Source organism: Exiguobacterium sp. HSB13 (assembly GCF_056764755.1).
In genome coordinates this window covers 1,532,413-1,558,370 of record NZ_JBUZOM010000001.1, presented here as the reverse complement: position 1 = coordinate 1,558,370, position 25,958 = coordinate 1,532,413, and the positions used below count along the sequence as shown (strand labels likewise).

Annotated in this window: 25 protein-coding genes and 1 other annotated feature; of the genes, 22 read left to right on the top strand and 3 right to left on the bottom strand. The window is 47.3% G+C overall.

The window, feature by feature from the left end; genetic code table 11:
• Positions 1–43: 43 nt before the first annotated feature.
• The 3 genes from ACZGCQ_RS08375 to ACZGCQ_RS08365 all read left to right on the top strand — a co-directional run bounded on the left by ACZGCQ_RS08375 (position 44) and on the right by ACZGCQ_RS08365 (position 5,654).
• Positions 44–1,276, top strand: coding sequence for a bifunctional folylpolyglutamate synthase/dihydrofolate synthase (locus tag ACZGCQ_RS08375; protein ID WP_481266009.1), 1,233 nt, complete (start codon positions 44–46; stop codon positions 1,274–1,276).
• 82 nt (positions 1,277–1,358) lie between these two features.
• Positions 1,359–4,949, top strand: a complete 3,591-nt coding sequence (locus ACZGCQ_RS08370) for a GEVED domain-containing protein (RefSeq protein WP_481266008.1) — start codon at positions 1,359–1,361, stop codon at positions 4,947–4,949.
• 18 nt (positions 4,950–4,967) lie between these two features.
• The gene (locus tag ACZGCQ_RS08365) at positions 4,968–5,654 is read left to right on the top strand and encodes an ankyrin repeat domain-containing protein (RefSeq protein ID WP_481266007.1); all 687 of its coding nucleotides are present in this window, start codon (positions 4,968–4,970) and stop codon (positions 5,652–5,654) included.
• A gap of 128 nt (positions 5,655–5,782) precedes the next feature.
• On the opposite strand, the gene ACZGCQ_RS08360 is transcribed toward ACZGCQ_RS08365, so the two are convergent.
• The 3 genes from ACZGCQ_RS08360 to ACZGCQ_RS08350 are packed head-to-tail and all read right to left on the bottom strand — an operon-like array spanning position 5,783 to position 8,483.
• Positions 5,783–7,354 (bottom strand): type IV pilus modification PilV family protein, encoded by a 1,572-nt coding sequence (locus tag ACZGCQ_RS08360; protein WP_481266006.1) that lies wholly within the window; start codon positions 7,352–7,354, stop codon positions 5,783–5,785.
• Between the two features lie 18 nt (positions 7,355–7,372).
• Positions 7,373–7,993, bottom strand: coding sequence for a prepilin-type N-terminal cleavage/methylation domain-containing protein (locus ACZGCQ_RS08355; RefSeq protein WP_029342271.1), 621 nt, complete (start codon positions 7,991–7,993; stop codon positions 7,373–7,375).
• Entirely contained in the window at positions 7,956–8,483 is a 528-nt protein-coding gene (locus tag ACZGCQ_RS08350) for a prepilin-type N-terminal cleavage/methylation domain-containing protein (protein WP_481266005.1), read from the bottom strand. The genes ACZGCQ_RS08355 and ACZGCQ_RS08350 overlap by 38 nt, the downstream gene beginning before the upstream one ends.
• 190 nt (positions 8,484–8,673) lie before the next feature.
• On the opposite strand from ACZGCQ_RS08350, the gene ACZGCQ_RS08345 reads away from it, so the two are divergent.
• The 19 genes from ACZGCQ_RS08345 (at position 8,674) to ACZGCQ_RS08255 (ending at position 25,946) form a co-directional block, all read left to right on the top strand.
• Positions 8,674–10,035: a G5 domain-containing protein gene (locus ACZGCQ_RS08345; RefSeq protein ID WP_481266004.1), complete on the top strand. Its 1,362-nt coding sequence runs from the start codon at positions 8,674–8,676 to the stop codon at positions 10,033–10,035.
• A gap of 15 nt (positions 10,036–10,050) precedes the next feature.
• Positions 10,051–10,365, top strand: a complete 315-nt coding sequence (locus tag ACZGCQ_RS08340; RefSeq protein ID WP_481266003.1) for a hypothetical protein — start codon at positions 10,051–10,053, stop codon at positions 10,363–10,365.
• A gap of 8 nt (positions 10,366–10,373) precedes the next feature.
• On the top strand, positions 10,374–12,038 hold the full coding sequence (locus ACZGCQ_RS08335; RefSeq protein WP_481266002.1) for a GspE/PulE family protein: 1,665 nt from the start codon (positions 10,374–10,376) through the stop codon (positions 12,036–12,038).
• Positions 12,035–13,081, top strand: coding sequence for a type IV pilus twitching motility protein PilT (locus ACZGCQ_RS08330; protein ID WP_149427679.1), 1,047 nt, complete (start codon positions 12,035–12,037; stop codon positions 13,079–13,081). Before ACZGCQ_RS08335 ends, ACZGCQ_RS08330 begins: the two co-directional genes overlap by 4 nt.
• A 4-nt stretch (positions 13,082–13,085) precedes the next feature.
• On the top strand, positions 13,086–14,303 hold the full coding sequence (locus ACZGCQ_RS08325; RefSeq protein ID WP_047393618.1) for a type II secretion system F family protein: 1,218 nt from the start codon (positions 13,086–13,088) through the stop codon (positions 14,301–14,303).
• 137 nt (positions 14,304–14,440) lie between these two features.
• On the top strand, positions 14,441–14,956 hold the full coding sequence (locus ACZGCQ_RS08320) for a type II secretion system protein (protein WP_481266001.1): 516 nt from the start codon (positions 14,441–14,443) through the stop codon (positions 14,954–14,956).
• A gap of 57 nt (positions 14,957–15,013) precedes the next feature.
• Complete coding sequence (locus tag ACZGCQ_RS08315) at positions 15,014–15,769, top strand: prepilin peptidase (protein ID WP_214807561.1); 756 nt, start codon at positions 15,014–15,016, stop codon at positions 15,767–15,769.
• 18 nt (positions 15,770–15,787) lie between these two features.
• Positions 15,788–17,527, top strand: a complete 1,740-nt coding sequence (locus tag ACZGCQ_RS08310) for a fimbrial assembly protein (protein ID WP_481266000.1) — start codon at positions 15,788–15,790, stop codon at positions 17,525–17,527.
• Positions 17,524–18,246 carry a RodZ family helix-turn-helix domain-containing protein gene (locus ACZGCQ_RS08305; RefSeq protein WP_481265999.1) on the top strand — a complete coding sequence of 241 codons (723 nt, stop codon included), beginning with the start codon at positions 17,524–17,526 and terminating at the stop codon, positions 18,244–18,246. Before ACZGCQ_RS08310 ends, ACZGCQ_RS08305 begins: the two co-directional genes overlap by 4 nt.
• Positions 18,247–18,353: 107 nt before the next feature.
• Positions 18,354–18,929: a Maf family protein gene (locus ACZGCQ_RS08300; protein ID WP_481265998.1), complete on the top strand. Its 576-nt coding sequence runs from the start codon at positions 18,354–18,356 to the stop codon at positions 18,927–18,929.
• 46 nt (positions 18,930–18,975) lie between these two features.
• On the top strand, positions 18,976–19,608 hold the full coding sequence (gene radC, locus ACZGCQ_RS08295) for a RadC family protein (protein ID WP_481265997.1): 633 nt from the start codon (positions 18,976–18,978) through the stop codon (positions 19,606–19,608).
• 162 nt (positions 19,609–19,770) lie between these two features.
• Complete coding sequence (locus tag ACZGCQ_RS08290; RefSeq protein WP_029342258.1) at positions 19,771–20,805, top strand: rod shape-determining protein; 1,035 nt, start codon at positions 19,771–19,773, stop codon at positions 20,803–20,805.
• Positions 20,806–20,819: 14 nt separating this feature from the next.
• The gene (mreC, locus tag ACZGCQ_RS08285; protein WP_058703839.1) at positions 20,820–21,704 is read left to right on the top strand and encodes a rod shape-determining protein MreC; all 885 of its coding nucleotides are present in this window, start codon (positions 20,820–20,822) and stop codon (positions 21,702–21,704) included.
• Positions 21,697–22,200: a rod shape-determining protein MreD gene (gene mreD / locus ACZGCQ_RS08280; protein WP_023468949.1), complete on the top strand. Its 504-nt coding sequence runs from the start codon at positions 21,697–21,699 to the stop codon at positions 22,198–22,200. Before mreC ends, mreD begins: the two co-directional genes overlap by 8 nt.
• 3 nt (positions 22,201–22,203) lie before the next feature.
• Complete coding sequence (locus ACZGCQ_RS08275) at positions 22,204–22,878, top strand: septum site-determining protein MinC (RefSeq protein ID WP_029342256.1); 675 nt, start codon at positions 22,204–22,206, stop codon at positions 22,876–22,878.
• 50 nt (positions 22,879–22,928) lie between these two features.
• Positions 22,929–23,732: a septum site-determining protein MinD gene (gene minD / locus ACZGCQ_RS08270; protein WP_029342255.1), complete on the top strand. Its 804-nt coding sequence runs from the start codon at positions 22,929–22,931 to the stop codon at positions 23,730–23,732.
• 63 nt (positions 23,733–23,795) lie between these two features.
• Entirely contained in the window at positions 23,796–25,136 is a 1,341-nt protein-coding gene (locus ACZGCQ_RS08265) for a ribonuclease E/G (protein ID WP_481265996.1), read from the top strand.
• A 74-nt stretch (positions 25,137–25,210) separates the two neighbouring features.
• Positions 25,211–25,280, top strand: a sequence feature (ribosomal protein L21 leader region).
• Between the two features lie 15 nt (positions 25,281–25,295).
• Positions 25,296–25,604 carry a 50S ribosomal protein L21 gene (gene rplU / locus ACZGCQ_RS08260; RefSeq protein WP_012370978.1) on the top strand — a complete coding sequence of 103 codons (309 nt, stop codon included), beginning with the start codon at positions 25,296–25,298 and terminating at the stop codon, positions 25,602–25,604.
• A gap of 3 nt (positions 25,605–25,607) precedes the next feature.
• A complete protein-coding gene (locus ACZGCQ_RS08255) occupies positions 25,608–25,946 on the top strand; it encodes a ribosomal-processing cysteine protease Prp (RefSeq protein WP_023468945.1) in 339 nt (112 codons plus the stop codon).
• The last annotated feature ends 12 nt before the right edge of the window (positions 25,947–25,958 follow it).

Genomic DNA, 25,958 nt, shown 5'->3' with positions numbered 1-25,958 from the left:
GCTCAAGTCTCCTTGAGCCACTTTTTTTAAAGGAGCGAACAGCATGAGGACGCGAGAAGATGTATTGGATTGGTTATCGAGCTTACTAGCATTCGGCGTCAAACCAGGTCTTGAACGGATGCAGGCGATGTTACTGGAATTACAGATTGACCCGGATGCGATTCCGACGATTCATGTCGCCGGTACGAACGGAAAAGGATCGACGGTCGCGTTCTTACGTGAGATGGGGATTGCAGAAGGATTACGAATCGGAACGTTCACGTCGCCGTATATCATTCAGTTCGAGGAGCGGATCATGTTGAACGGAGTCCCGATTGCAGAAGATGATCTCGTCACAGCTGCGATCGCCGTTCAAGCAGCCATTCAGCACATCGATCCGGCACTCGGTACGGTCACTGAGTTCGAGGCATTAACAGGACTTGCATTCTATTATTTTGATCAGATTCGTCCGGATTTTGTCATTTATGAAGTCGGACTCGGTGGATTGTATGATTCGACAAACGTCTTCAAGAAGCCGGTCGCGGCAATCATCACGTCGATCGGACACGATCATCAAGCGATCCTCGGAGATACGCTCCAAGAGATCGCCTTACAGAAATTCGGCATCATCAAACAAGGGACGCCGGTCATTGCCGGGAAACTGCAAGAAGAACTGACGGTACCGTTAATGGCGTATTGTGGTGATCGGAATGCAACGTTGAAATGGAGTCAGGAAGCGATCATTCGCTACCGGTTAAAGGAGACGGGGACCTGGGCGACATACGACGGGATTCCGGAAACCCGCTTAGGGCTCGAAGGTCATCATCAAGTCCATAATGCAGCGAATGCTGTCATCTGTGCGCGGCGTCTCGGCTGGTCGAAAGCGGCGATTCGAAAAGGATTACGGGAAGCAAAACATCCGGGACGGTTTGAGATCATCTCGCGCAAACCACGAATCATTCTCGATGGTGCCCATAACCCGGAAGGCATCACGGCACTGGTTGAACGGTTAAAAGAGGAATCAAAACCCGTGACGTTACTTTGTTCAATTTTGCGTGACAAAGACCGTACGGCGATGCTAACGCAGTTACGTAGCATTACGCCAGATATTTACGAGACGATATTTGATTTTCCACGAGCTCGGACGATAGAGGAGTTAAAGCAAGATGGCGCCAATGTAACGACGGTCGAAGCGTTCTTCGATCAATTAGAGATGGACCGGACATACGTCGTGACGGGGTCACTCTATTTCATTAGTGAAGTACGTCATTATTACGCTTCCATTTTTACAAAATAGGGAAAATTCGCATTCTCTCGTTATAATGAAATGGGGGAGTATAGTCCCATATCTCAATGACACGATGAGGAGACGATAAGTGATGAAACAGTGGGTTCGTCTAGCCTTAGCTATCTTACTGATTTTTTCAAGTTTTACGTATATACATGAGCCACATTCCAAAGCGGCAACGGGTGAAAAGTTTAAGATATTAGAAATCCGGGATGACTGGTCAACGACGAATCGGATTGATCCGGGAACGACAATTACGTCGTTATTGACCGGACTCGATTCAGCACGTTTTGAGACAAAGATGATGACAGTCAAGGAATTGAATGCCTCTCGCTTTCCATTAGATGGCGCCTTTGATGCGATTGTCTTTGACCCCTCCATTTTCACAGGGGCAGATCGGTATTCCGTGAAGGTATCTGATACCTCCAAACAACATAATACAAGTAAAATTGAAAATGATATTACGAAGTTAAAAGCGAATGAAATTCTGACGAACTATATTCAAAAAGGACTACCGGTTTTTTTGCACTCTGATGTGCTGACACATGCAACGAGTAATTTTACTTCGATTTTTAAGCAAAGCATGACATCTGGTGCTGCAATTGCCTATACGGATATAAAGCAGGCAGTCCTTCGACTTCAGGCAGAAAAAGTTGAGCGACCGCGCTTAAGTAAAGTGGCAGTCTCGCAAGCAGGTCTTACATTAACATCGGTAGATAAAGCGGTACCCGCTTCACCAGATAAACCAATTGATTTCAATTTTACGCTTGATCAAACAACAGCTAATACACGTGTCCAGTTGTATATTGATTTCAATAGTAATGATCAATTTGATGAATCGGAGAAGGTCGATGAAAAAGTAGCTACAGCTTCTGGTTCATTATCGTATCGCTTTGATGCGCCAAGTTATACGGGACCACGAAATTGGATGATTCGACTCGTAAGTGAAGATGGATTAACGGATTACAAAACAGGAAGCTTTCTAATGCAGGACCAAGAAGCAAAAGCAAAAATTCTACAAGTCACGCGTTCAGGAACAACTGGTTCTATTAATGGCTTCATGTCGGGCTCTTTGTTGAAACAAGATGGGTTATATGATTTTAATGTTGAAGTTTTATCAGCTGCGAATTTTAACCTAGAGTACGCCAACAAGAACTTAAATACGAATTATGACATGTTAATTTTCGGTTTCCAAGACTCCTATGGAGCTGCTGCTTTAACGGACGGTGCGTCCAATGCTATCTTGAATTTCACGAATACAGGTCAAGGATTAATGTTGACACACGACACAATCTTTAGACCGGCTCAATCCAGTAAACCAGAGCTGTTCTGGGAAACGAAATTTGCAGATCTTGCTGGTCAAAAGAACTTTACGAATATGGGGTATGCAGCACCTCGCAAATCTGGTCAAGCAGTCAAACAGAATTCCGGGGTCATGACTTCCTATCCATTTGCCTTGGCTGATACTGTTGCTATCGCAACGACACACAATCAATACTTCGGTCTGGATCTCGAGCAACCGGATTTGATTCCATGGTACAACATTCTTGAAAATAGTCTAAGTGCCTCGAACCAGACTGCAGGTCGAACGATTGGTGACGCGCGAAACCACTATTATATGTACACAAAAGGAAATATTACGTATTCCGGAGCAGGACATACTTCGAGCTTCAATCAACAACAAGAAAAAGAATTATTCTCGAACACGATGTACCGTGCGTTCATCGGTGCGAACCATAAACCTTTGATCAAGAACATCTTGCCGACAGATAAATCAAGTTATCTTGAGAATGAGCCGTTGACGATTTCTTATCAAGTCAATGACTACGACTTACAAGATCGTGAGTTGAAGACACGTATCTATATTGATGATGAGAAAGTCTTTGAAAACAATAAGTTGAAAAACAACTCGTTCGTCAGTCAATCTTTCGAATCGAAGCTCAAAGGCAAAACGAGCGTGACGATTCGAATCGAAGCAGAAGATCAACGAGGAGCGAAAACGATTGAGACGCGGACCGTTCAAGTCGTGCGTCCGGCTGCATCCGCACCATTCGTCCTGTCCCGTTCGATTGATCCAGCAACGATTCCAAAAGGGGAAACAGCGGATATCACCTATACCGTCAAAACGTCTCCGATGATGCAAAAGGATGCCATCGGGAATAACGGATACATCATGGGTCAGTTCTCGGTAACGATGGAAAACATTCTGTTCAACGAACAATTCCCGAGTAACCTTGAAATCTTATCGACGACGGGTCTGACTGGGACGAATATTACAGGACAGACGATTAAAGGGAAACTCCCGGATATCGAATACGATGAGGCGATTTCAGGTGTCCATAAAGGTGAATGGATTGCAGATCAATCAGAAGTGACGTTCACTGTCAAGGTACGTGCGAAAGATACAGCGGGAGTTCATTTACTCGATAAAAAAGACAATACGCTGACATCAACGAAAAACGTCTATCGTGATAAAAAGAACGGAAAAGATAAATCGACAACCGTCGCAAATGATACGCAAGCTTTCCCGACGATTGGTTATGCACTGACACCATCCTTTGCAACAAGCGCGAAGATCCCGCCCGTCAAGATGGATATCACGACACCATCATATAAGGTATTACCGGATATCAATCCTGCAGGTAGTCAGTATGGCACGTTAAAATGGTCAATCGTAGATTCGGAGATCGCATCCATCGATGAAGCTGGTGTCATCAAACCGAAAAAAGTCGGGACGACACAGATTAAACTTGTCGTACCAGTCGGAAACGGTAAAGAGTTGACAGCGACTTCTGAACTCGTCATTAATGATGTGTTCGGAGGACTCATCGTCCGAAACGTGCCAGATACGTTATATGTCGGCGAAACAAAATCAATGACGGGAATCGCTTCGATGGTATCGGGAAGCGAGACGCCGATTCAGTGGATCATAACGAACGATTCGCGTGTTACGACAAGTGACCTAACTAAGAATACGTTGGAGTTGACAGGAAAGACACCAGGCACAGTCACGGTCAAAGCGGTCGTACCTGCAACAGCCGGAAGCTCGACTTATCTTGCCCAATCAACGACGTATACGATTCAAGTCAAGTTACCGGAATTATCCGTCTCCCCAAGTAATCTGGAACTGTGGGTCGGATCGAATCAAGATGTAACGGCGACATTCAGTCCGAACTATCCATTACCGTTTACGACTTCGACTGTTAGTGATGCGATTGAATTGAAACAAACGGCATCGGGTTATACGATCACAGGTAAATCCGGCACACCAAACGGCCCGGTCGAAGCGCTACTCACATTGACAGATTTCCCAGATACAGTCGCGAAGACGCTCGTACGGGTACGTGAGAACCCACTTAGTCTGACAGCCGATGATATCGCGATGACGATGAAAGATGATAAAAAATCACCGATTTTGCGTTGGTTCCCAGTAACGACGACGGAACGCTTCTATCGGTTGGAAGTGCTTCAGGGTAAAGAATACGTCAAAATTGATCCGACAGGACAAGCGCTACAACCACTTCGTCCAGGTGTAGCACGCATTAAAGTAACAGCATTAAAAGAAAACAAAGATGTGCTCGAAGTGATGAAAGACAATCAAAAAACACCACTAACGACGACATTCAAGGTGACGATCGGTTCTGAGTCAGGAACGTCAGACTTGGATGGAGATGTTTATTAAGAAGTGGGGACGCTATATATGAAACGCAAACGAATCATTGCCGTCCTCTTGATTTTAATCATTATTGGAATCGGGGGAGCGGTGTATGTTACGAAATCAAATCAACAAGTAGCACTGGAACAAGGATTGCGTTCAGAAAAACCAGAACGACTTGCGAAGGCTTTAAAAGACGCTTCTTTATCAACAAAGGAGAAAAATCGTTACATCCGTCGCTTCCAAGAAACACTCGCTTTTGACAAAGCAAAACTTCTTCTTGATGAGCAGACCGTAAAAAATAAAGCGAACTGGTTTTATGCGGCGCAATTTGCGCCGCGTAGCACGGTCGCTGAATGGTTGGCGGAAGGTGCGAAAATCAGTCAACTGAATGCGCAAGGTCAGTCGGTTCTTCATGTTGCGACGAGTGTGAATCGATCGATTGATGCGTATGCTCTTTTGATAAAAGAAGCGTCTAAAAAAGAGCTCAATCGTATCGATGACTTTGGTCATACGCCACTCTTTTATGCGACACTAGATCAAAATGAGGCAGCGATTGAACTGTTGTTAGAAGCAGGAGCTGATACGAATCGTGGTAAAGAGAAACCGGTCTATGAAACGGTCAAACAAAATCGAAAAGATTTGTACGCAATGTTAGAACAGAACGGTGCAACGGTAGAAAGTAAAAAGGTGAAAAAGCTCGCTAAAGAATACCGAGCAACAAAATTCTAGTCAAAAAAGAGTCATTCGTTGCAGGCGAATGACTCTTTTGATGTTTCTTATGGTTGAACGCGTTTTGATGTTTCTTATGGTTGAACGCGTTTTGATGTTTCTTATGGTTGAACGCGTTTTGATGTTTCTTATGGTTGAACGCGTTTTGGTGTTTCGACATACAATTGGACTGCTCGATTGAGTGGAAGTAAGGCTGTTGGATTTTTTAATACCGTCGCATCATACGCCATGCGTAAGCGGGAAGCTTCAAAGTCAGATGATTTGTTAGCGACCATCAGTTTTTCGAGTTCTCTTACGTTTGCAGGAAACGCATTTTCTGGTAAATCCAATTTTCCACGATAGGCGTTGACTTCTAGATTACCCTTCGTAAAAATGCCACCGCGTACATTCATCGTCGAACCTACAGAATAAATCGTATTTTTTTGATTGTCATCACTATATAGAAAGGCATTTAAATCAGGTGTAGTCGTTTGGGGCGTCGAAAATTTATTGACGCGGTTAATAACGAGATTTCCTTTACTGAGTAAAATCAATGTATTTTGTTTAGCTGTTGAAGTCAGCCCTTGAATGTTTGCGTCATCCAGGCGACTCGTCCCGGTCGCATAAATCGTCGTTGCAAACCCAACATTTCCTCGAATCAGTAAGTTGCCAAGAACGACGAGAGGACGCTTGATTTCAAGCGGTTGGGTCAAAGGGTTCAAAGAAGAAATCGTTAAATTCCCGTTAATGATTAAAGGTTCGAGTGTTTCCTGAACAAGATCATCTGTCAACGTCACGGTATTACCTGTGTTTAATGCTGGACTAATCATTTGTCGCTTCGTATCAAGTTCTGTTAAAAAAGGTCCTGTTAGTATAGACTGCGGAATCGAGGAATTTTTTAATGTAGACGCGACTTGTGTAAGAGGCGTATTCACCGGTAGTTTCAGAAAATCATTCAACGCATAATCGAAATCGAACGGAACGAGTGTTTCTTTCGTTGATATTAATTCTGTCTCACCTTTAGGATCAAAAATCGTTTTATCACACACAAGGTAATCTCCGCACTTCAGTAATGGCTGATTCTTCTCTTGAAAAACGCGTACCTGACCTGCGATATAAGGAAGTGCTTTTGTATTAGTGAAGATTCCATCCTCGTCGTTGTATTTAAATATCGGGGTCGCAGTTGCTTGCAGAGCGTCGCGGGAAAAAATATTACCTTCGATCAAGGGAGCGCCATTTAAGATGACTTGATCATCTGAACCTAACGTATAGTACAAAAAACTAGGAATCGCAGACAAATAAACACGTTGTCGATACGTTTTTTTGATTGCCGGCTGATCGCCTTTTTGTTTTGAAACTGTCGCTGTTAAATCAAGCGCTTTGACACGAACGTTCGATGCGGCTTCATTTAGCTTGACGGTCACGTTCGGAACGATTGTTTTTAAAGGTAAGACGATAGAACTGTCGAGATTCTCAAACAATGCTTGAGAAGAAGTCGTTGGTGAAGTCCCGGTCGTCTTTGAAACAATGTTTTGGAGGGAGGCGACTGCTAAATCAAGATCATTTTGTGTCGTCGTCTCGACATCGATATCCGTCTCGCGGATCTCGGTTAGGCGAGTTGACTGTAAACTGATGCCAATCGTCGCAACAGCGAGAACGGACAGGACGGTTAAAGTCACAAGAACGAAAAGTAATGTATAGCCTTGTTCGGATTTACGCATACCGTGTTCCTTTCTGAGTTAAAATCCAATCGTACTCGTGAAGGTCTGGACTTCTTCTTGATCTGTCGATTGAATCGTAGTTGTAATCGTTAAAATCCCGTGAATGACATAGCGCCCCGGATATGTTCCTGATGTAATGGTTTGATACTCGGGACTCGATAACTTAAAAGTTTGAAGTAATTCCGTTTGGTCGTCGATCGACTGTGGTGTCGATTCGTACGTTAGTTCGGTGCTGTCTAAAGTTTGTTCTGCGAACGTATAACGAACTGGTGTCACTTCCTTCTCTGAAGAAGATGCTTCTTCTGTTGCGTTAAAAGGTTCAAATCCACTGGCGCGTTCAAGTAGACCGGTGTCGGCGTTTAAGACAGGAAGTGTTCTTTTATAAAACGATAGCTGTTTTGCTTCATCGATTCGGATTGCATCAAATCCACCGATTTCATTTAATATGATACCGACGCGGCTATCAGCTTCACTACGCAGTTCACTGATGATTCCTGTTGCCCGAAAGCTTTTCGTACCAGAGATGAATACCGTCAGGATGACAGCACTGAAAATCGAGGCGATGACGATGGCGACGAGTAGTTCGACGAGCGAGAAGCCGTCATTTTGTTGTCGGAAAACTTTGATTGAGCGTCGCATTCGTAATCGATCCTTTCAATGATGTAATCGGTTCAGTTGTTCCTTCTATGTAAACGAATACATGGAGGTCCAGAAGATTCGGATTAACGACTCCTTCGAGTTTCCGAGGAGTCACACTGTATTTGACTTCAAAGGCAATATTATTGATTTCAGGATTAGTAAAGATTGATGAGCAAATAGCCGATAGTTCACAAGAAGGAGACGTAGGCTCTGGAATGACATATTTTCCATTCAGATAAGTAGCTTTGTCTGCCTGTGTAGATAGAGAACTGAAGGCGAAGGGTTCATCACTTTTCGCTTCTAAAGCTTCTCGCTTGATATAAGAGGTTGCGTTTTTTGCCAAATAATTCGCAAACGTCAACTCTGTACTGTCGCGTGAGGCAGCTAGTGACTGAGAAAAAATGCTGATCAGAGAGACCGATATGATAGATAAGATCGTAATACTGACTAATACTTCGATTAGCGAAAAACCGCCTTGCTCGCGTTGCATGGATTCACCTCTACTTCATGATAGATGAGGATGAAAGATCCTAAATGATTTTTCTAGAAAATCAAAAACAGCACCTATTCACAGATCATGAAAGGATTTGTCAGGATAGGACTTATGTTTCATCATAATATTCATTATAATGGAAATACTAGGCACCTGAAATGATTAAATTCATACAGAAAGGAAACAGATGATGATTAATCCGAAGCGTTTTGCTATACATACACTTTTGCTACTTGTACTGGTAGCCCTGATTTACGTACCATCGTTTGCCTTGATTTCCTTTACCGGTAAAGCAACGGCACCGACGACGTTTTCTGAGACGGCACGAATTGGATCGGTTCCAGTCAGTGGCATGGATCGAAAGGAAGCACAATCGAAAGTTGAGAAAGCGATTACGGAGTGGACGAAAAAAACGCCGCTGACGACTGGAACGGGAGAAGAGACGACACCGATTCCAACAGAAGTCGTGACGATCAACGCTGCTGATTCTGTCAAAAAAGCTTCTCTGAAAAAAGGCGGAGATTTGATGGTGACGGTAGATGAAGCGTCGCTTGAGAATTTTCTAGCGACACAACCGATCAGTTACTCGGATGAGCAACTCGTTGCCTTTAAGACATGGTTAATCGATACGAGCAAAACGTTACAGGAAGAAAACTTTGATCCTGCTCAATCGGAAGCAACAGTCGATCCAACAGGTGAGGTCGTTTCAACGGTTTCATTCTCGACGCGGTCTGCTGCTGAAGAACAGATGATCACAGCAATGATGAATGTGGAAATCAAGCCGGGACAATTGATGAATGTCAAGACGTACGGTATGGATGCAGTCGCGGGATCGTATGTCGGTAGCAAGTTATACGAATTGTTCGCAAAGACGCCATTTGAAATCGTCGAACGGATGCCGCATGCGGCATTACCAGACGGCGTCACACTGGGATACGATGTCAAAATTGACGAAAAAACAGATTTTGCCGTTCGTAACACACAAGCATCAATTTACCGTGTCATTGCGACCCAAAATGGAAGTGATGTCACGCTTGAATTGCGAGGCACACCGTTCAAAGAAACGGTCACGACCGTCCTTGAAGGCGAAAAAACGATTCCATTCCGGACGATCACACGTTATTCTGCAACGCTCACGGCAGGAACGACGAGTGATACACAAGCGGGAGAAGAAGGGAAATCGATTGAAGTCTATCGCGTGACGAAGACGGCTCAAGGGGAGAAGAAGCAGTTATTGTCTCTTGATTTCTACAGCGCCATCCCGGCAATCGTCACAAAGAGTAGTCAAGAAGAACAAGCACCTGTCGTCGTACCTGAACCGGAAGACGACACGAACTCCGATGATTCGACAGATACGAATGATTCCAATGATTCAACGGATACAAATAATGACCAAACAACGGATGAGCCACAGACAGATGGCGTCGAGACGCCAGATACACCAACGTCTCCGACAAGTCCGACGACACCCGACACACCAGATAGTAATGAAACGGGTGATCCTGCTTCACCCGTAGAAGGTGAAACAACAGGGGAACCTGTTGGATAAGAAGGAGGAAACAAGATGAACTGGACGACGATAGCAATTGAACTCGGTATCATTATCGGTCTAGCGACGATCATCTGTGGTCTGATGTTTGCGGTGACGATTCCTTACGTGACGACCGTGACGACGAAAGCGATTTTATCCGTTGCGGCAATTTTGATCGTAACGTTGATCTACTTCAGCATCCAGCTCGACTGGATTACGAACCCACTCGTCCTCCTCGGAATTGTCGTCCTATGTCTGTTGACGGCAGCAGTGACGAGTGTAATGGATGAAAAACATCAAAAACCGGATGTGTTAGAGGAAGAAGAAACATGGCACGCGGAAGGATGACACGTTAAATGGCAATGAAACGAAAACGTTTAGGGGAAATGTTGATCGAAGAAAGCCTCGTGACGGAGCAACAAGTCGAAGAGGCGTTGACGGTTAAACGATCGACCGAAAAACTCGGGGATGCACTCCTTCGACTTGGTCACTTGACGGAACAACAATTACTAGAGGCGCTACATCACCAATTGAAGATTCCGATCATCCAGCTGTACAACTATCCAGTTGACGTCGCCGTCACGAAACTGATTTCAAAAGACCTCGCACAGCGACATACGCTCGTCCCGGTCTACCGGGAAGGAAATCGTCTATTCATCGCCATGGCGGATCCGATGGATTTGATCGCGATCGATGATTTGCGGATGCAGACCGGTCTATCAATCGATGTCGGAATCGCGACGCGTGACGAAATCAGACGAACGATTCTGAAATACTACGACATTGATTCGTCGTTACGGGAGCTACTCGAATCCGATGACATGATGGAGTCGGATCAATCCCGTGATGTCGTGACACGCGAAGATGCACCCATCATCCGGCTCGTCAATCAAATTTTAGAGAACGCAATTGCCCAGCGTGCATCAGATATTCATATGGATCCACAGGAAACGTCGATGACGATCCGAATCCGGATTGATGGAGAATTACGAACGGAGAACAACTATCCAAAACAGATCCAAAGCATTCTGACGACCCGGATCAAGGTCATGAGTGAACTAGATATCACCGAGTCACGCTTGCCACAGGATGGACGGATTAAATATGTCTTTAACGGATTACCATATGATTTCCGTGTCTCGACCTTGCCGACCGTTTACGGTGAAAAGGTCGTTATCCGGATTCTTGATAGCTCGAACTCGAACATCTCGATTTCAAAAATCGGTTTTAGTTCGCGGAATGAAGCACAGTTCCGGGAGATGTTGAAGCGTCCGAACGGGATTATCTTGATTACTGGTCCGACGGGGTCCGGGAAATCATCGACGTTGTATGCTGCGTTAAATGAGCTGAACGACGAGTCACGCAACATCATCACTGTTGAAGATCCGGTCGAGTACCAGGTTGATGGAATCAATCAGGTCCAAGTCAATGCGAAGATTGGATTGACGTTTGCGAGTGGTCTTCGCTCAATCCTTCGTCAGGATCCGAACGTCGTCATGGTCGGGGAGATTCGAGACATCGAGACGGCTGAGATTTCGATTCGTGCTTCGCTGACAGGACACTTGGTTCTTTCGACTTTACACACGAACTCTGCCGTTAGCTCGATCACGCGATTGATTGACATGGGTGTCGAACCGTTCCTTGTTGCTGCTTCTGTCAGTGGATTGATTGCACAACGACTCGTTCGTCGTGTTTGTCGCGACTGTGGCGAAGTCCATCCGATTTCAAAACGAGAGCAAGAATTATTTGATCAAGAAGGAATTGAAGCAACGACGGTCATGCGTGGACGTGGGTGCTCGTCTTGTAATATGACGGGGTATCGCGGACGGGTTGCGATTCAAGAAGTCATCATGGTCGACGAAGTGTTACGCCGGATGATCATGAACCAATCGACGGAAAGTGATATCACAGCGTACGTCAAAGAACAAGGTCAACGGTTCCTGCTTGCAGATGGTCTATCAAAGGTCGCGGGCGGGATCACGACGACAGAAGAGATTTTACGGACGGTGATTTCAGAATGAATAGTACGATGGAACGGGCACAAATCGAAGACATTTTACGTTCGTCAAAAGAACGAGGAGCGTCCGATGTTCACTTGACGGCGGGATCACCACCCGTCTTTCGAATCAACGGAACGTTGACACCGTTTGGGACAGAAAAGATGAAACCGATCATCATTGATGGGTTTGTGCAATCACTGATCACGGAAGAGATGTATCAACAACTGAAACAGGACCGAGACATCGACTTTTCGTTCGGTGTGACCGGTGTCGCTCGGTACCGGGTCAACTGTTTTTACCAACGGGGCGCTTTGTCGATGGCGTTTCGGACGATTCCGACCGAGGTGCCGACGCTTGAGCAATTAGCGTTACCGCCTGTCTTAAAAAGATTCTTAACGAAACCACACGGCTTGATTCTCGTGACGGGTCCGACGGGTTCCGGGAAATCGACGACGCTTGCAGCGATGATTAATGAAATTAATCAGACGATGTATAAACGGATCATTACGCTGGAGGATCCGATTGAGTATTTACATAGTCATCATAAAAGTCTGATTGATCAGCGAGAAATCGGAATTGACGCACCGCGCTTCGCAACTGGGTTACGGTCAGCGCTCCGTCAAGATCCGGATGTTATTTTGCTCGGAGAGATGCGAGACCTTGAAACGATCGCGACCGCCGTGACAGCAGCAGAGACAGGTCACCTCGTTTTTGCGACGGTCCATACGTCGACGGCTGCCTCGACAGTCAGCCGGATTATCGATGTTTTCCCGTCAGAGCAACAAGACCAGATTCGGGCTCAGCTCGCGAACGTTCTTGCGGGCGTCGTCTCGCAACGCCTGATGCCGCGTTCGGATGGTACAGGACGCGTCGCAGCCCTTGAGATCATGGTCGATACACCAGCTGTCTCGAACTTGATTCGGACCGGTAAGGAATATCAGATTCAATCCGTCCTGCAGACGGGTAAACAATACGGCATGCAGACGATGCAGATGGCATTGCAGGATCTCGTCAGTCGGGGATTGATTCCGGCTTCTGCTGCATCACCGTACATATCGGGGTGAACACATGGCAGTATTCATTTATGAAGGTCGGACGATTGCCGGCAAACGAAAGAAAGGCAAGATTACAGCACTAACGAAACGAGAAGCTGCAGAACGATTGCGGACAGATCAGATTGCTGTGACTTCGCTTGAAAAACAAGAATCGAAAGGGTTGAACACTGAGATTACGTTTCTCAGTGCAAAACCAAAAATCGAACATCTCGTCATGTATGCGCGCCAGTTCGCGACCCTCGTGCGGTCCGGTGTCTCGATCGTCAAGGCGACGGAAATTCTACGGAAGCAGACGGAATCGAAACCACTCGAACGGGCACTCGTTGAGGTCGAGGACGATTTACGAAGTGGGATCCAGTTTTCGCAAGCGATTGAAAAACATCCGCGCGTCTTTGATACGTTCTTCGTCAGTATGGCGATGGCGGGAGAGGCGAGTGGGAATCTTGAGGAAGCGCTCGATAACATCGTCACTCAACTTGAAAAACAATATGAAATCAAACGGAAGGTCATCTCGGCATTGATCTACCCAGCGGTCGTTTCACTTGTTGCCGTTGGCGTCGTCGTCTTTTTGATGATGAACGTCGTGCCGACGTTTGCGTCGATTTTCGATCAGCTCGGGAGTGAACTACCGTTAATCACGAAACTCGTCGTCGCCGTATCCGACTTCTTCGTCGCTTATTGGTGGGTGATGCTGTTGATTGCATTCGGATTGATTGGCTTACTGTACTTCAATTTAAAAAATGAGCGACAGCGCGTATTCTTTGATCGCTTCTTGTTGATGATTCCAGTCTTTGGTCCATTGATTCAAAAATCGCAAATCGCCTTGATGACGCGTGGACTCTCGGTATTATTGAACGCTTCGGTCCCGATCCTGGCATCGCTCGACATCACGGAACGGATCGTCACGAATCGGATCATCCGAAAGGGGATCGCCGGTGCCAATGAAGCGATGTCACGCGGAATTCCGATGCATGAGCCACTTGAGAAAAACAAATATTTTCCACCTCTCGTCACGCAGATGATTGCAATTGGGGAAGAATCTGGGCGTCTTGATACGATGTTGACAGAAGTCGCGAACTTTTATGAGACGGAAGTCGAGACGACGACGGACCGATTAAAGTCGATTATTGAACCACTCTTGATCGTTGTCTTAGCAGCAATCGTTGGGGTCATCGTCATTGCCGTCGTCGTACCGATGTTTAAAATTTACTCGGATATTCAAGCAAGTTGACAATTGTAAAAACATTTACCTGTTGTGAAAAAAAGACATAATCTACAAAAAATATGGTGCTACTATAATAGTATTCGTCTGGATAGTATTACCTACTAGCCAAAAACAGTCAAAAAGTACTAGGGAGGCATAATGTAATGGTAGAACGTTTAAAAGAAATCTGGTTAGATGCAAAACAAATGCGTGATGAGCGCGGGTTGACATTGATCGAGTTACTCGTCGTCGTCGTTATCTTAGGAATCATTGCAGCAATCGCTGTCGTCGCAATCGGTGGATTGATTGAGAACTCACGTAAAGATGCAGTTGTTTCGGATGCGAAGCAGTTGGTTGCAGCAGCAAAACTTTATACGTCTGCAAACCCGATGCAACCGGGTGAAAAGATTAAGCTTGGTATTAAAGACAAGGGCGTTGATATTGAAGAAAAAGCAGCAGCAGGCACAAACCCTAAAGAAGATACACTAGATAAGTATATTGACGAAATGAAAGATTCGTTGAACTCAGATGAACCATATGCTTCTTCCTATGTAGTTGTAACTGAGTCTAAAGGTAAATTTACTTATGAAGTTACTCTTTTAAGTGCTAAAAAAGGAAATACGTACTTTACTGGAGCTGAGCCAGGAAAGTTAAAACGAGCTGAAGTTACAGTAGAATAATCCTTACCCCCTCCTCGGGGGTTTTTTTCTGAACTTTTTTGAAAGGGAGGTCGTGTCATGACGATCGTCTTCACGGTTTATTTTTTCTTGTTAGGCTTACTCATCACGTCGTTTACGAACGTCGTCGGTCTGCGCGTTCCGGTCGGGGAGTCGATTGTTCATCCGCGCTCCCATTGTCCGACGTGCGGACATGTTCTTGGACCGCTCGAACTAACACCGGTACTCGGTTACGCTGTGCTCGGTGGGAAGTGCCGCTCTTGCGGACAACCGATTTCAATCAAGTATCCAGCGCTTGAATTACTTGGAGGAATTCTTTACGCCTATGCCTTCTGGCAGTTCGGCTGGTCGATGGAACTCGCCTTGACGCTCGTCCTGACGAGCTTGCTGTTCATCTTAACGATGTCGGACTTAGCCTACATGCTGATCCCGAATAAAATTTTGCTCATCTTTTTGCCGATTGCCTTGATTGTGCGCTACCTTTCTCCACTCGAAAACTGGTATAATCCAATTATTGGTGGAATCGTCGGATTCGTTCTATTGTTCGTCATCTTTCTTGCTTCTCGGCGTGGTATGGGGGCGGGGGATGTCAAGCTGTTCGGACTGCTCGGAATCTTCCTCGGACCGCTTCACGTCGTCATTGCTTTGTTCGTCTCGGCATTCGTTGGTTCCGTTCTTGGGTTAACGTTACTGGGACTCGGACGCGTGAAACGAAAACAACCAATTCCCTTCGTTCCGTCGATTGCTGTCGGAACACTACTGACATATTATTTTGCGGATGATTGGGTATCGTGGTACCTCGATTTACTGCTTTAAGAAAGGAAGAACGTACATATGGCGCAACGGCGTAAAGGTACATATATTTACTTTAATTTTACCGATGTCGCAATTTTCGGTGCAGTCGTCAAAAAAGGCGTCATCAAGCGCCGGGCAGTCGTCGCGCTGCCGCCGGGAACATTGCAAGGAGGCTGGTTGCAACCGGAAGCCTCGCTTGATTTCATCTTTGACGGGTTACTGACGAAGCTGAAAGTACCACGTGGCTCGCAAGCGGTGCTGGCGCTCGATGGTTCACTCGTTCTCGCCCGGAAACTCGATATTCCGGAGACGATCGAGACGAATCAAATTCGCGGCTACCTGTTCATGGAAATTGGACATAGTATCGTCTTGCCGTTTGAAGAACCGTATTTTGATTACACGGTTCTGGAAGAAGACGGCAAGCGAGAAATCATGCTCTATGCCGCGCCAAACGAGGCGCTGAAGCAATATACGCAACTGTTCAAACAAAAGCATTTGCGTCTAGTCGCAGCTGAACCACAGCCGCTTGCGACCTATTTCGGGATTGAAGCCCATCATCCGGTCGCAACGGAAGCTGATACGTTATTGATCTGGAATGCGAATGCGACGAACCATCAGCTGATCATCATCGAAGATCACGTTCCGCGTCTGATTCGCTCCGTTGATACGTTTGCGGCTGACGCGTGGGATGTTGATGTCATCGACGACCAGCTGCATTACCGTTACCGTTCGGATGATCCGACGGTTGAACTTGTCTTAGATGAAATGTTACTCGAGTTCTCACGTGTACTCGATTTTTATCGTTTTTCACTCGCGCGCGAAGGACGAGAGATCACGAACGTCGTCCTTGCTGGGGACTTCCCGTTCCGAGATGAACTAGCGACGCGTTTCCGGTCGAACTTTGATTTAAGTCTCGATGAGATTCCAGACATGATGACGATCGACGGGCAGGCGATTCCAAGAGCCTACTTACCACTTGCTGGTCTTGCTTCACCGCGAAAAGACCGAATTAACTTGTTGCCGGAAAATGACGAAGCCCCGAAATATCCGCTCGTTGCTTCACTCATTTTATTGTTATTCGGCGGACTTGTCGGCGGCTATCTGTATTGGCAAACCGATCAATTCGCGGATCGCGTCGAATCGACGAATGATCAAATCCAGATCGTTCGTCAGTTGCAGTCGGAGTCGGATCAATCGGCGAAGCAAGAAGTCGCACAACTTAAACAGACGGTCGAAGGTCTTGAGACGACGCCACGTCCTGCCGTGCCGACACTAGAACGGATTACCCGCTATCTACCGGAGCGCGGTTATATTCTTCAATTTGCGTACGGTGTAGATCATGCCGTGACGATGACGACCCAGTTCGAGACGCTTGATGAACTGAACGATTTTTATCGCGAGCTACTGACGGATAAAGTCTTCTCAGGAACGAATCTTGCGAGCGTTACGACACGAACGATGAACGAAAAGGCAGACGTCGTCACGACAACGACGGTTGATCCGACGACCGGACAAGAAGTCCCGACGACGGAAATTACACCGTCTGACGATGCTAAATCAGAAGAACCCCGTTATATTGGACAATTCTCGTTAAACGTCAACCCGACGGAAGTCGTCAAAGGCGAGACGAACGAGGCTGATCCGGAAGTACCAAAAGAAGATCAGCCAGCTGAATCGGAAACGGATAGCTCAACCGAAGCGACTCCTTCGACTGATTCGACGACAGGGACGACTGATCCAAATGTAACGACTGAAATCGAGGAGGTGCCGGACAATTGAAACGTTATAGTAGCTTCATCCTCCTCGGTCTAACGATCTTGATCGTCCTCGGTGCGGTTGGTTACTTCGGTTATACGACGTACATGACGCATCAAACGTTACAAGAAAAAGAAGCGACGCTGAAGCGAGAACAGATGGTGCTCGAACAAGCGAAAGCAAATGAACAGAAAGTCGACGTCGCTGAATCGAGCTTTTTGCAGCAAAAAGTACCGGTGACGGCATCAAACGATGACGTCATCGATGCGATCAATGCGTCAAGTCAGATTGCCGGTGTCAAAGTCCAGTCGATCACGTTTGGTCAGGCGACAGAGACAGCACCGCAGTCCCCGGTGACATCAACGCCTGCTGTTGACAGAGCGATGGCGACGGAATCAGATCAGGCTGAACCAACTGTCGCAGCACCGGTCACTGCGAATGCAACACCGCTTCCGGCATCACTAACAGTCGAAGCCCCATCGTATGTTGAATTAATGGCATTCCTGAAGCAAATCGAACGGACGGACCGAATCACGGTCTTACGCCAAATCCAGTTGTCAGGACCGGAAGAACCGGGTCCAGGCAGTGGAACGGTCTTACTTGAGGATGAGATGCTTTCGTTCACAGTCGAGATCGAATCGTATTATCGTCCGGATTTGACGAAGTTGACGCCGGATAAACAAACCCCACTCGAGGAGAAGACACCGAAGTCGGATCCGTTTGTCGATGTGACAGGAAATTAAGATAAAACAAGTGGTTCCTAGACTGTTAGGGACCGCTTGTTTTTTGTTAGACTAAACGATGACTCGAATTATCCGATTCGAAATTAACGGGAAAGAACGTGATACTGATGATAACGCAACCACACTTGATTCTCGCGTCGGCTTCACCACGCCGGACGGAGCTCCTGCAACAAATCGGAATTCCTCATGAAGTCGTACCGGCGAACGTCGTCGAAGAAGCGCCGTACCCGATGTCACCGCATGAATACGTTCGCCATCTATCGCAAAAGAAAGCGCGAGCGATTACAGCAGATGGTGTCATTCTGGCTGCCGATACGGTCGTCGCAATCGATGACATGATTCTTGAGAAGCCGGCGAATATTTCTGAAGCGCGAGCGATGCTTGCGCGTCTGTCAGGATGCGCTCATGAAGTCGTGACAGGCGTGACGATTCGCTTCGGGGAGAAGGAAGAGACGTTCGACGTGACGACGCACGTCCGTTTTGGTGCATTGCCAGACGAGTGGATGGAAGGCTATATCGCGACGAGCGAGCCCTATGATAAAGCGGGCGGCTATGGCATCCAAGCAATGGGTGGTCTGTTCGTCGAGACGATTGAAGGCGACTATTATAATGTCGTTGGACTGCCGATCCATGAGATCACAAAACGTCTCGCGTCCTTTGACATCAAGCCGATGTTTGCGTAATCCTGAAACAGAGAGGTCGGATGCTGTGATTGAATGGCCGAAGGATATGGTTCAGTTGAAAGGCTTGGCACAAGCGACGACAGTCGAGTTGCTGGCGTGTCTCGTCCGAAGTGGGACGCGCGACCGGACACCGCTTGAAATCGCGGAAGAATTACTGCAGATCTATCCTTCATTGATCGAACTCGAGGCAGCCGGAGTCGGTGGGCTCGAAAAAGCACCGGGGGTCGGGAAGGCGAAGGCACTACAAATCATGGCTGGACTGGAACTCGGTCGACGGCTCGTCACGGAACCCAAATGGGTGCGACCGACGATCCGTTCACCGGAAGACGCCGCCGAACTGTTGTTAGAAGAGATGCGCCTCTATCAACAGGAACATTTCATCTGCCTGTATTTGAATACGAAAAATGAGGTCGTCTCGAAAAAGACGTTATTTATTGGAGGATTGAACACGTCAATCGTCCACCCGCGAGACGTCTTCCGGGAAGCGATTCGCTGCTCGGCTGCGAACTTCATTGCCGTCCACAATCATCCGTCCGGTGACCCGACGCCAAGTCGTGAAGATATCGAGGTATCCGAGCGACTTGTTGAGACGGGACGACTCATTGGAATCAGTTGTCTTGACCACATTATCATCGGGCATGGACAATTTATTAGTATGAAACAGCGCGGATTTATGTAAGAATAACGTCTGAAGGGAAAGCTTTGATTCTTTCCGTCAGACGTTTTTTTGTGTGTTTTCTAAGGCGAACTGTAAACAAGCTGTAACGTTTTAACGCTTTCCAATGAAGGCTTTTCCGTTATAATTAGTGAAGTGTATTCTCAGAGAGGGGTTTTTTGAATAATGTTTGGATCATTCAGCCGTGAAATCGGCATTGACTTAGGTACGGCTAACACGCTTGTGTATGTAAAGGGGCAGGGAATCGTCGTTCGTGAACCGTCCGTCGTCGCCTTCCGTACGGATACAGGGAAAATTGAAGCTGTCGGTAACGCGGCAAAAAACATGATCGGTCGTACGCCGGGTAACGTGACTGCACGACGCCCGATGAAAGACGGGGTTATCGCGGATTATGAAACAACCGCTACGATGATCAAATATTTCATGGATCAAGCTTCAAAGAAAAAAGGCTTGTTCTCTTCTAAGACGAACGTCATGATCTGTGTACCAAGTGGAATCACATCGGTCGAAAAACGTGCGGTCGAAGATGCAGCGAAACTTGCAGGTGCGCGTGAAGCGTACACGATCGAAGAACCATTCGCAGCAGCAATCGGAGCGGGTCTTCCGGTTTCAGAACCAACAGGCTCGATGGTCGTTGATATCGGTGGTGGTACGACAGAAGTTGCTGTCATCTCACTCGGTGGTATCGTTACGAGCCAATCGATCCGTGTCGGTGGTGATGAGATGGATGAGTCGATCATTCGTTACATCAAATCGAAATACAACTTGATGATCGGGGAGCGGACAGCTGAGACGTTGAAAATGACGATCGGTTACGCTCGCATCGATGAAGAATCAGAAAACGAAACGATGGAAATCCGTGGACGTGATCTCGTCACAGGTCTTCCGAAACAGATTGAAGTCACAAGTGCAGAAATTTGTGACGCACTCTCAGATACGGTCGAAGCGATTCTTGCAGGTGTCAAGCACACGCTTGAGCAGACGCCTCCTGAATTATCAGCAGACGTCATGGACCGCGGAATCGTCTTGACAGGCGGTGGGGCACTTTTGAAGAACCTCGACGCTGTCATCGAAGACGAAACACGTATTTTGACGCTCGTTGCAGAAAATGCACTCGATTGTGTCGCGATCGGTACAGGAAAATCACTCGAGATGATGAATGTTCTTCGTTCGAAATCAGGCATCTCGCAAAAAAGATAAGGACGGGATGAGCGATGAAGCGATTTTTAAATAATCGAAAACTGCTCATCACACTCCTTAGTTTTCTCCTTTTGGTGATCTTGATCGGGATTTCGCTACAAGGGCGTAACCAATCCCACTGGTATCAAAGCTTCGTGCGTGATACCGTGGGCGTCGGTCAACGCCTTTTCGCGACACCGATTGGCTGGATTGATGATACGGTCACTTCGATTAAAGAAGTGCGTGACGTGTACAAAGAGAACGAACACTTGAAATCACGTTTAAGTGACTATGCCGGCAATGCCGTCAAAGTTCGTGATCTGGAACGTGAGAATAAAGAATTGAAAGATATGCTCGACCTGAATGGATCGATTCGCGACTACAAGTTGTTACCGGCAGAGATGATCGGTCGGACATCGTCCGAATGGCAACGGTTCGTCACGATTAATATCGGCGAACAAAAAGGGGTCAAGGCGAACATGGCCGTCGTAACAGCAGATGGACTGATCGGTCGCGTCATCCAGGCGAGCGCTTATACATCCCTCGTGCAGCTGATGTCGGATACGAGTCGGACGAATAACGTCTCGGCAACGGCAGATGATACGAAAGGAAAAGGAGTCTTCGGTACGATCGAAGGCTTTGATGAAGAAACGAAATTACTCAAGTTCACGAAAATTCCGAATGATGCGAAGCTGAAAAAAGGGCAGACCGTTACGACATCCGGTCTCGGTGGGAAGTATCCGAGCGGAATTGTCATCGGAAAAATCGAGGAAGTGAAAGCCGATCAGTATGGGGCTTCGAAAATCGCATACGTCAAACCGGCAGCAGACTTCGAACAGTTCGGTCATGTTTTCGTGATTGAGCGCGAAGCGAAGGAACCTTTCGCTGAGACCGATAAGGGAGGGGACACTCGTGAATAACGTTAAGTTGTTTTTCGCCGTGTTCCTTCTTTTTATCTTAGAAGGAACGTTGTTCGCGGGACCACTCGGAGACGGTTCACCGTACGTTATCCATGCGACATTGATCGGCTTGATGTTCCTCGGTCGGTACGGAAAACTTGAACAGGCACTCGGATTCGGACTCGTTTTTGGATTGCTGTATGATTTCGTGTACTCGGATATCATCGGCATTTACTTATTTGCGTTATCCGCCATTCCGCTTTTTAGTAGCTTCGTGCTAAAATATGTAAAGGAGAACGTATTGACGATTCTTGTCACGTTCACGTTCAGTGCCATTTTGTATGAGCTCGATATATATTTCTTCACGGCTTCGGTCGTAGGTGTCGGAGTCTCTTTCCAGGAACTCGCGACACAGATCATTCCAAGGAGTCTGGTTGCCCAGCTGATCGGGATCATCATCCTGTATTATCCGATGACCCGACTCGTGCAGTCGACCCTTGACGAGAAAAGAGGATGAGTCATGATTGAGCGTAAACGTTATGTAACGATGAAAGGTCATCGTGGTGGCCTCGCCGTCTATGTGAATGAAAGGTGCAGTGTGGATGAATTTCTTGACGATTTAGAGTTGACGCTTGCGGACAAATCCGTCGAGAACGGACGCGCCGTACCGATTACCTTCTTCTTCGGTCGACGTTATGTCGATGAAGGAGTGTTGACGGCCGTCGAATCTATCGTCGCGCGACATGATTCCTTCTCTTTCAAAGGCTATGACAGTGAGTGCATCACGAAGGACGAGGCAAAAGCCTTGTACGGAGAGCGAACGTTTCATTACTTCGGTGGAACGGCACGCAGTGGGCACGTATTAGACGTCGAAGGCTCGATCGTCATCATCGGAGATATCAATCCAGGTGCGGTCGTCCATGCGACAGGAAGTATCTATTGTCTCGGTGCTTTACGTGGTACCGTTCATGCAGGAAAAGGTGGCAATGCGGAAGCCGTCATTGCGGCGAGTGTATTGCAGCCGAAGTGGGTCGCAGTCGCTGGCACCGTCCACGAAGAACCGGACGACGCACCGATTCCAGCTCTCGATATGGGTTGTGCATTTTTAGGCGAAGACGGGGTCGAATTCTCCCGCCTTCAAACCGTTCCGCTCGCGCGGATGGATCAGTTTGCGATTGATAGTGAAAGAGGGTGACGGATATGGAACAAGTGAAAGAACAGGTACATATGGAGGCGAAGACGAACATGGGACGCGCCATCGTCGTCACATCCGGTAAAGGTGGCGTCGGAAAGACAACGACGACTGCAAACATCGGAACAGCACTTGCATTGATGGGACATTCCGTTTGCCTCGTTGATACGGATATCGGGTTACGTAATCTGGATATCGTGCTTGGTCTCGATAACCGGAGTATCTATAACATCGTTGACGTCGTGACAGGGCAATGTAAGTTGCACCAAGCACTCGTCCGCGATAAACGTTTTGAAGAGATGTATCTGTTGCCTGCTGCTCAATCAAAGGATAAGTCCTCCGTCACACCCGAACAGGTGAAGGCAATCATCGATACACTGAAACTCGAATACGACTTCGTCTTGATCGATTGCCCTGCAGGAATCGAGCAAGGCTTCATGAATGCAATCGCTGGAGCCGATGAAGCCGTCGTCGTGACGACACCGGAAAAAGCAGCCGTTCAGGATGCGGACCGGATCATCGGGATGCTCGAACGCTCAGAACGTAACATCGTTCCGAAACTCGTCATCAACCGTGTGCGTTCACACATGATGGCATCAGGTGACATGCTCGACATCGATGAGATCATGCGTATCCTTTCGATCGATTTGCTTGGTCTGATCATCGATGATGAAGAAGTCATCGCTGCTTCACACCGCGGTGTACCTGTGACGATGAATCCGGATAACCGGGCTGGACTCGGGTACCGGAACATTGCCCGCCGGATTCTTGGAGAATCTGTACCACTGCTTGATTTAAATGAACAACCACAAAAAGGATTCTTCGTTAAATTGAAGAAGATGCTTGGGATGAAATAAGAATGGGAAATTAGACTAGGACGACATCGTCGCGCCTAGTCTAATTTTTTTGGAGGGATCAGTATGCGATGGATTAGTGAACAGACCGCTTCACTCGAACGATTGGCATTGGTCGAAGGCGGTCGATTGATTGAATATCATGAGCGGATGCGTGACGAGATTCGGGTTGGCACTTTCGTCTATGCCAAGGTCGACCGGTTGCACCCGACGCTCGGAGCAGCCTTTTTGATCGCGACTGACGGTACACCGCTTTACTTACCGCTGAATGAAACGCTGGAAGCACTTCGTCGCTATCCGGACGTACCGACGATTGGGCAAGCCGTCCAAGTCGGACAGACGTTACTTGTCCAAGTCGTCAAGGAAGGAGTCGCACCGAAGCAACACAAAGTGACGCAGAACATCACCTATGGTGGACGTTATCTCGTTTATTTCCCGTACGGGCGACGCATCCGTTTCAGTCGAAAGCTGGATCTCGTCGTTCAGCGTCAACTGGCGGAGCAATTGACGACGACGGACGAAGAGGGGATTCTCTACCGGACAGAGGCAGCAAAAGCATCAATTGACGAATTGAAGCAAGAGCTTCAGTCATTACGGACACGACATAAAGAACTCATGCAGGCACCGCGTCTTGAACAAGACGAGGCACTGATCGTTCAGGAAGCAAAACGACTTCCACATGTCACCGATGCGCTCGTCATGACGCGTCAGGAAAAGGAACGCCTCGAATTGCTTGGTCTGTCCGTCGAACGGTCGCTACGAAAAGGACGCTTACCTGAGATGGAAGCGATCGATGGCGCAATCGAGAAGGCGATGCAACGGGTCGTCTGGCTTGACGGTGGGGCGTATCTCTTGATTGAAGAAGTCGAGACGATGACCGTCATCGACGTCAACAGTGGGAAGACGATCTCCGTCAAGGAACAAAAGCGGACGTTTGATCAAATCAATGAAGCGGCTGCCGTCGAAGTCATGCGCCAATTACGGTTGCGCAACATTAGCGGTATGATTGCGATCGATTTTTTACGTGGCTCTAGTAAAGGTCAGACACGGGTGACGCAACTCCTCAAAGAACGAGCGGCGCTCGAGACGAAACAAATCGAAGTCTATGGCTTTACGAAGATGGGCTTATGCGAACTGACACGACAACGTCACGGGAAATCGCTACAGGAACGCTCACAGGAATCTGGGCAGTGGACGCGATTGAGTGTCTATCGCTTGATTGAACCGAAGTTACTTGAGATTGCGACCTATGCGGAAGCGGTCGTGATTCGCGCACCACGGCATCTGTTGCAAGACGAATTCATCTCTCGTCAACCGCTCGAAGTCCATGTGCTCGAAGGCGATCCAGCGGTCCTGTTCACGGGGTCGTCACAGGACTGTCTCGATTTCATCAAGCGATCGGAATAATCCTTCAGAACAGCATTGACAAGGTAGAAGAACGTTTGGTATTCTGAATAACGTTAGTTCGTTTGGAAGCACCCAAATGACTACAACCGCACAGACCGGGTTTTAAAGCATCCGCTGCCCGTGATGGCGAGTCTGAGTTCCTAAGAGGAGGTGCACGTAATGTACGCAATTATCAAAACTGGTGGTAAACAAGTCAAAGTCGAAGCTGGCCAAGAAATCTACGTTGAGAAATTAAACGCAGACGTCGACAGCACAGTTGAATTTGGTGAAGTATTGATCCTTGGTGGTGACGATGTTAAAGTCGGCGCTCCACTCGTAGAAGGTGCGAAGGTCGTAGCAACGGTCATCAAACACGCTCGCGCGAAAAAGATCACTGTCTTCAAAATGAAAGCGAAAAAGAACTACCGTCGTAAGCAAGGTCACCGTCAACCTTACACGAAGGTCCGCATCGAGAAAATCGAAGCGTAAGCCATGATACGTGTCAAGATTCGACGAGATGAAGCGGAACTCGTCCGCTCTATCGAAGTGACAGGACATGCCGAGTTCGCAGAACCAGGTCTCGACCTTGTCTGTGCCGGCGTCTCGTCGGTGATCTTCGGGGCATACAATGCCATAGAAGCATTACTCGGGCAGGTCCTGCTCCTTGAAATGGCAGAACAACAAGAGGGTGGCTACTTTTATGTAGAACCGTACGCTGACTTAGCACCGGATGTCAGTGAACGCACCCAATTGTTACTGGAAGCGACTTTGGTCCAGCTTGGTACCATCGCTGAAAGTTACGGTGAGTTTATCCAACTTGAACAAGTATAGGAGGTGGATTCC

Bases quoted from the DNA above. Each gene is read 5' to 3' on its own strand.
- ACZGCQ_RS08375 (WP_481266009.1), top strand. From the start codon at position 44: ATGAGGACGCGAGAAGATGTATTGGATTGGTTATCGAGCTTACTAGCA.
- ACZGCQ_RS08370 (WP_481266008.1), top strand. From the start codon at position 1,359: ATGAAACAGTGGGTTCGTCTAGCCTTAGCTATCTTACTGATTTTTTCA.
- ACZGCQ_RS08365 (WP_481266007.1), top strand. From the start codon at position 4,968: ATGAAACGCAAACGAATCATTGCCGTCCTCTTGATTTTAATCATTATT.
- ACZGCQ_RS08360 (WP_481266006.1), bottom strand. From the start codon at position 7,354: ATGCGTAAATCCGAACAAGGCTATACATTACTTTTCGTTCTTGTGACT.
- ACZGCQ_RS08355 (WP_029342271.1), bottom strand. From the start codon at position 7,993: ATGCGACGCTCAATCAAAGTTTTCCGACAACAAAATGACGGCTTCTCG.
- ACZGCQ_RS08350 (WP_481266005.1), bottom strand. From the start codon at position 8,483: ATGCAACGCGAGCAAGGCGGTTTTTCGCTAATCGAAGTATTAGTCAGT.
- ACZGCQ_RS08345 (WP_481266004.1), top strand. From the start codon at position 8,674: ATGATGATTAATCCGAAGCGTTTTGCTATACATACACTTTTGCTACTT.
- ACZGCQ_RS08340 (WP_481266003.1), top strand. From the start codon at position 10,051: ATGAACTGGACGACGATAGCAATTGAACTCGGTATCATTATCGGTCTA.
- ACZGCQ_RS08335 (WP_481266002.1), top strand. From the start codon at position 10,374: ATGGCAATGAAACGAAAACGTTTAGGGGAAATGTTGATCGAAGAAAGC.
- ACZGCQ_RS08330 (WP_149427679.1), top strand. From the start codon at position 12,035: ATGAATAGTACGATGGAACGGGCACAAATCGAAGACATTTTACGTTCG.
- ACZGCQ_RS08325 (WP_047393618.1), top strand. From the start codon at position 13,086: ATGGCAGTATTCATTTATGAAGGTCGGACGATTGCCGGCAAACGAAAG.
- ACZGCQ_RS08320 (WP_481266001.1), top strand. From the start codon at position 14,441: ATGGTAGAACGTTTAAAAGAAATCTGGTTAGATGCAAAACAAATGCGT.
- ACZGCQ_RS08315 (WP_214807561.1), top strand. From the start codon at position 15,014: ATGACGATCGTCTTCACGGTTTATTTTTTCTTGTTAGGCTTACTCATC.
- ACZGCQ_RS08310 (WP_481266000.1), top strand. From the start codon at position 15,788: ATGGCGCAACGGCGTAAAGGTACATATATTTACTTTAATTTTACCGAT.
- ACZGCQ_RS08300 (WP_481265998.1), top strand. From the start codon at position 18,354: ATGATAACGCAACCACACTTGATTCTCGCGTCGGCTTCACCACGCCGG.
- radC (WP_481265997.1), top strand. From the start codon at position 18,976: ATGGTTCAGTTGAAAGGCTTGGCACAAGCGACGACAGTCGAGTTGCTG.
- ACZGCQ_RS08290 (WP_029342258.1), top strand. From the start codon at position 19,771: ATGTTTGGATCATTCAGCCGTGAAATCGGCATTGACTTAGGTACGGCT.
- mreC (WP_058703839.1), top strand. From the start codon at position 20,820: ATGAAGCGATTTTTAAATAATCGAAAACTGCTCATCACACTCCTTAGT.
- ACZGCQ_RS08275 (WP_029342256.1), top strand. From the start codon at position 22,204: ATGATTGAGCGTAAACGTTATGTAACGATGAAAGGTCATCGTGGTGGC.
- minD (WP_029342255.1), top strand. From the start codon at position 22,929: ATGGGACGCGCCATCGTCGTCACATCCGGTAAAGGTGGCGTCGGAAAG.
- ACZGCQ_RS08265 (WP_481265996.1), top strand. From the start codon at position 23,796: ATGCGATGGATTAGTGAACAGACCGCTTCACTCGAACGATTGGCATTG.
- rplU (WP_012370978.1), top strand. From the start codon at position 25,296: ATGTACGCAATTATCAAAACTGGTGGTAAACAAGTCAAAGTCGAAGCT.
- ACZGCQ_RS08255 (WP_023468945.1), top strand. From the start codon at position 25,608: ATGATACGTGTCAAGATTCGACGAGATGAAGCGGAACTCGTCCGCTCT.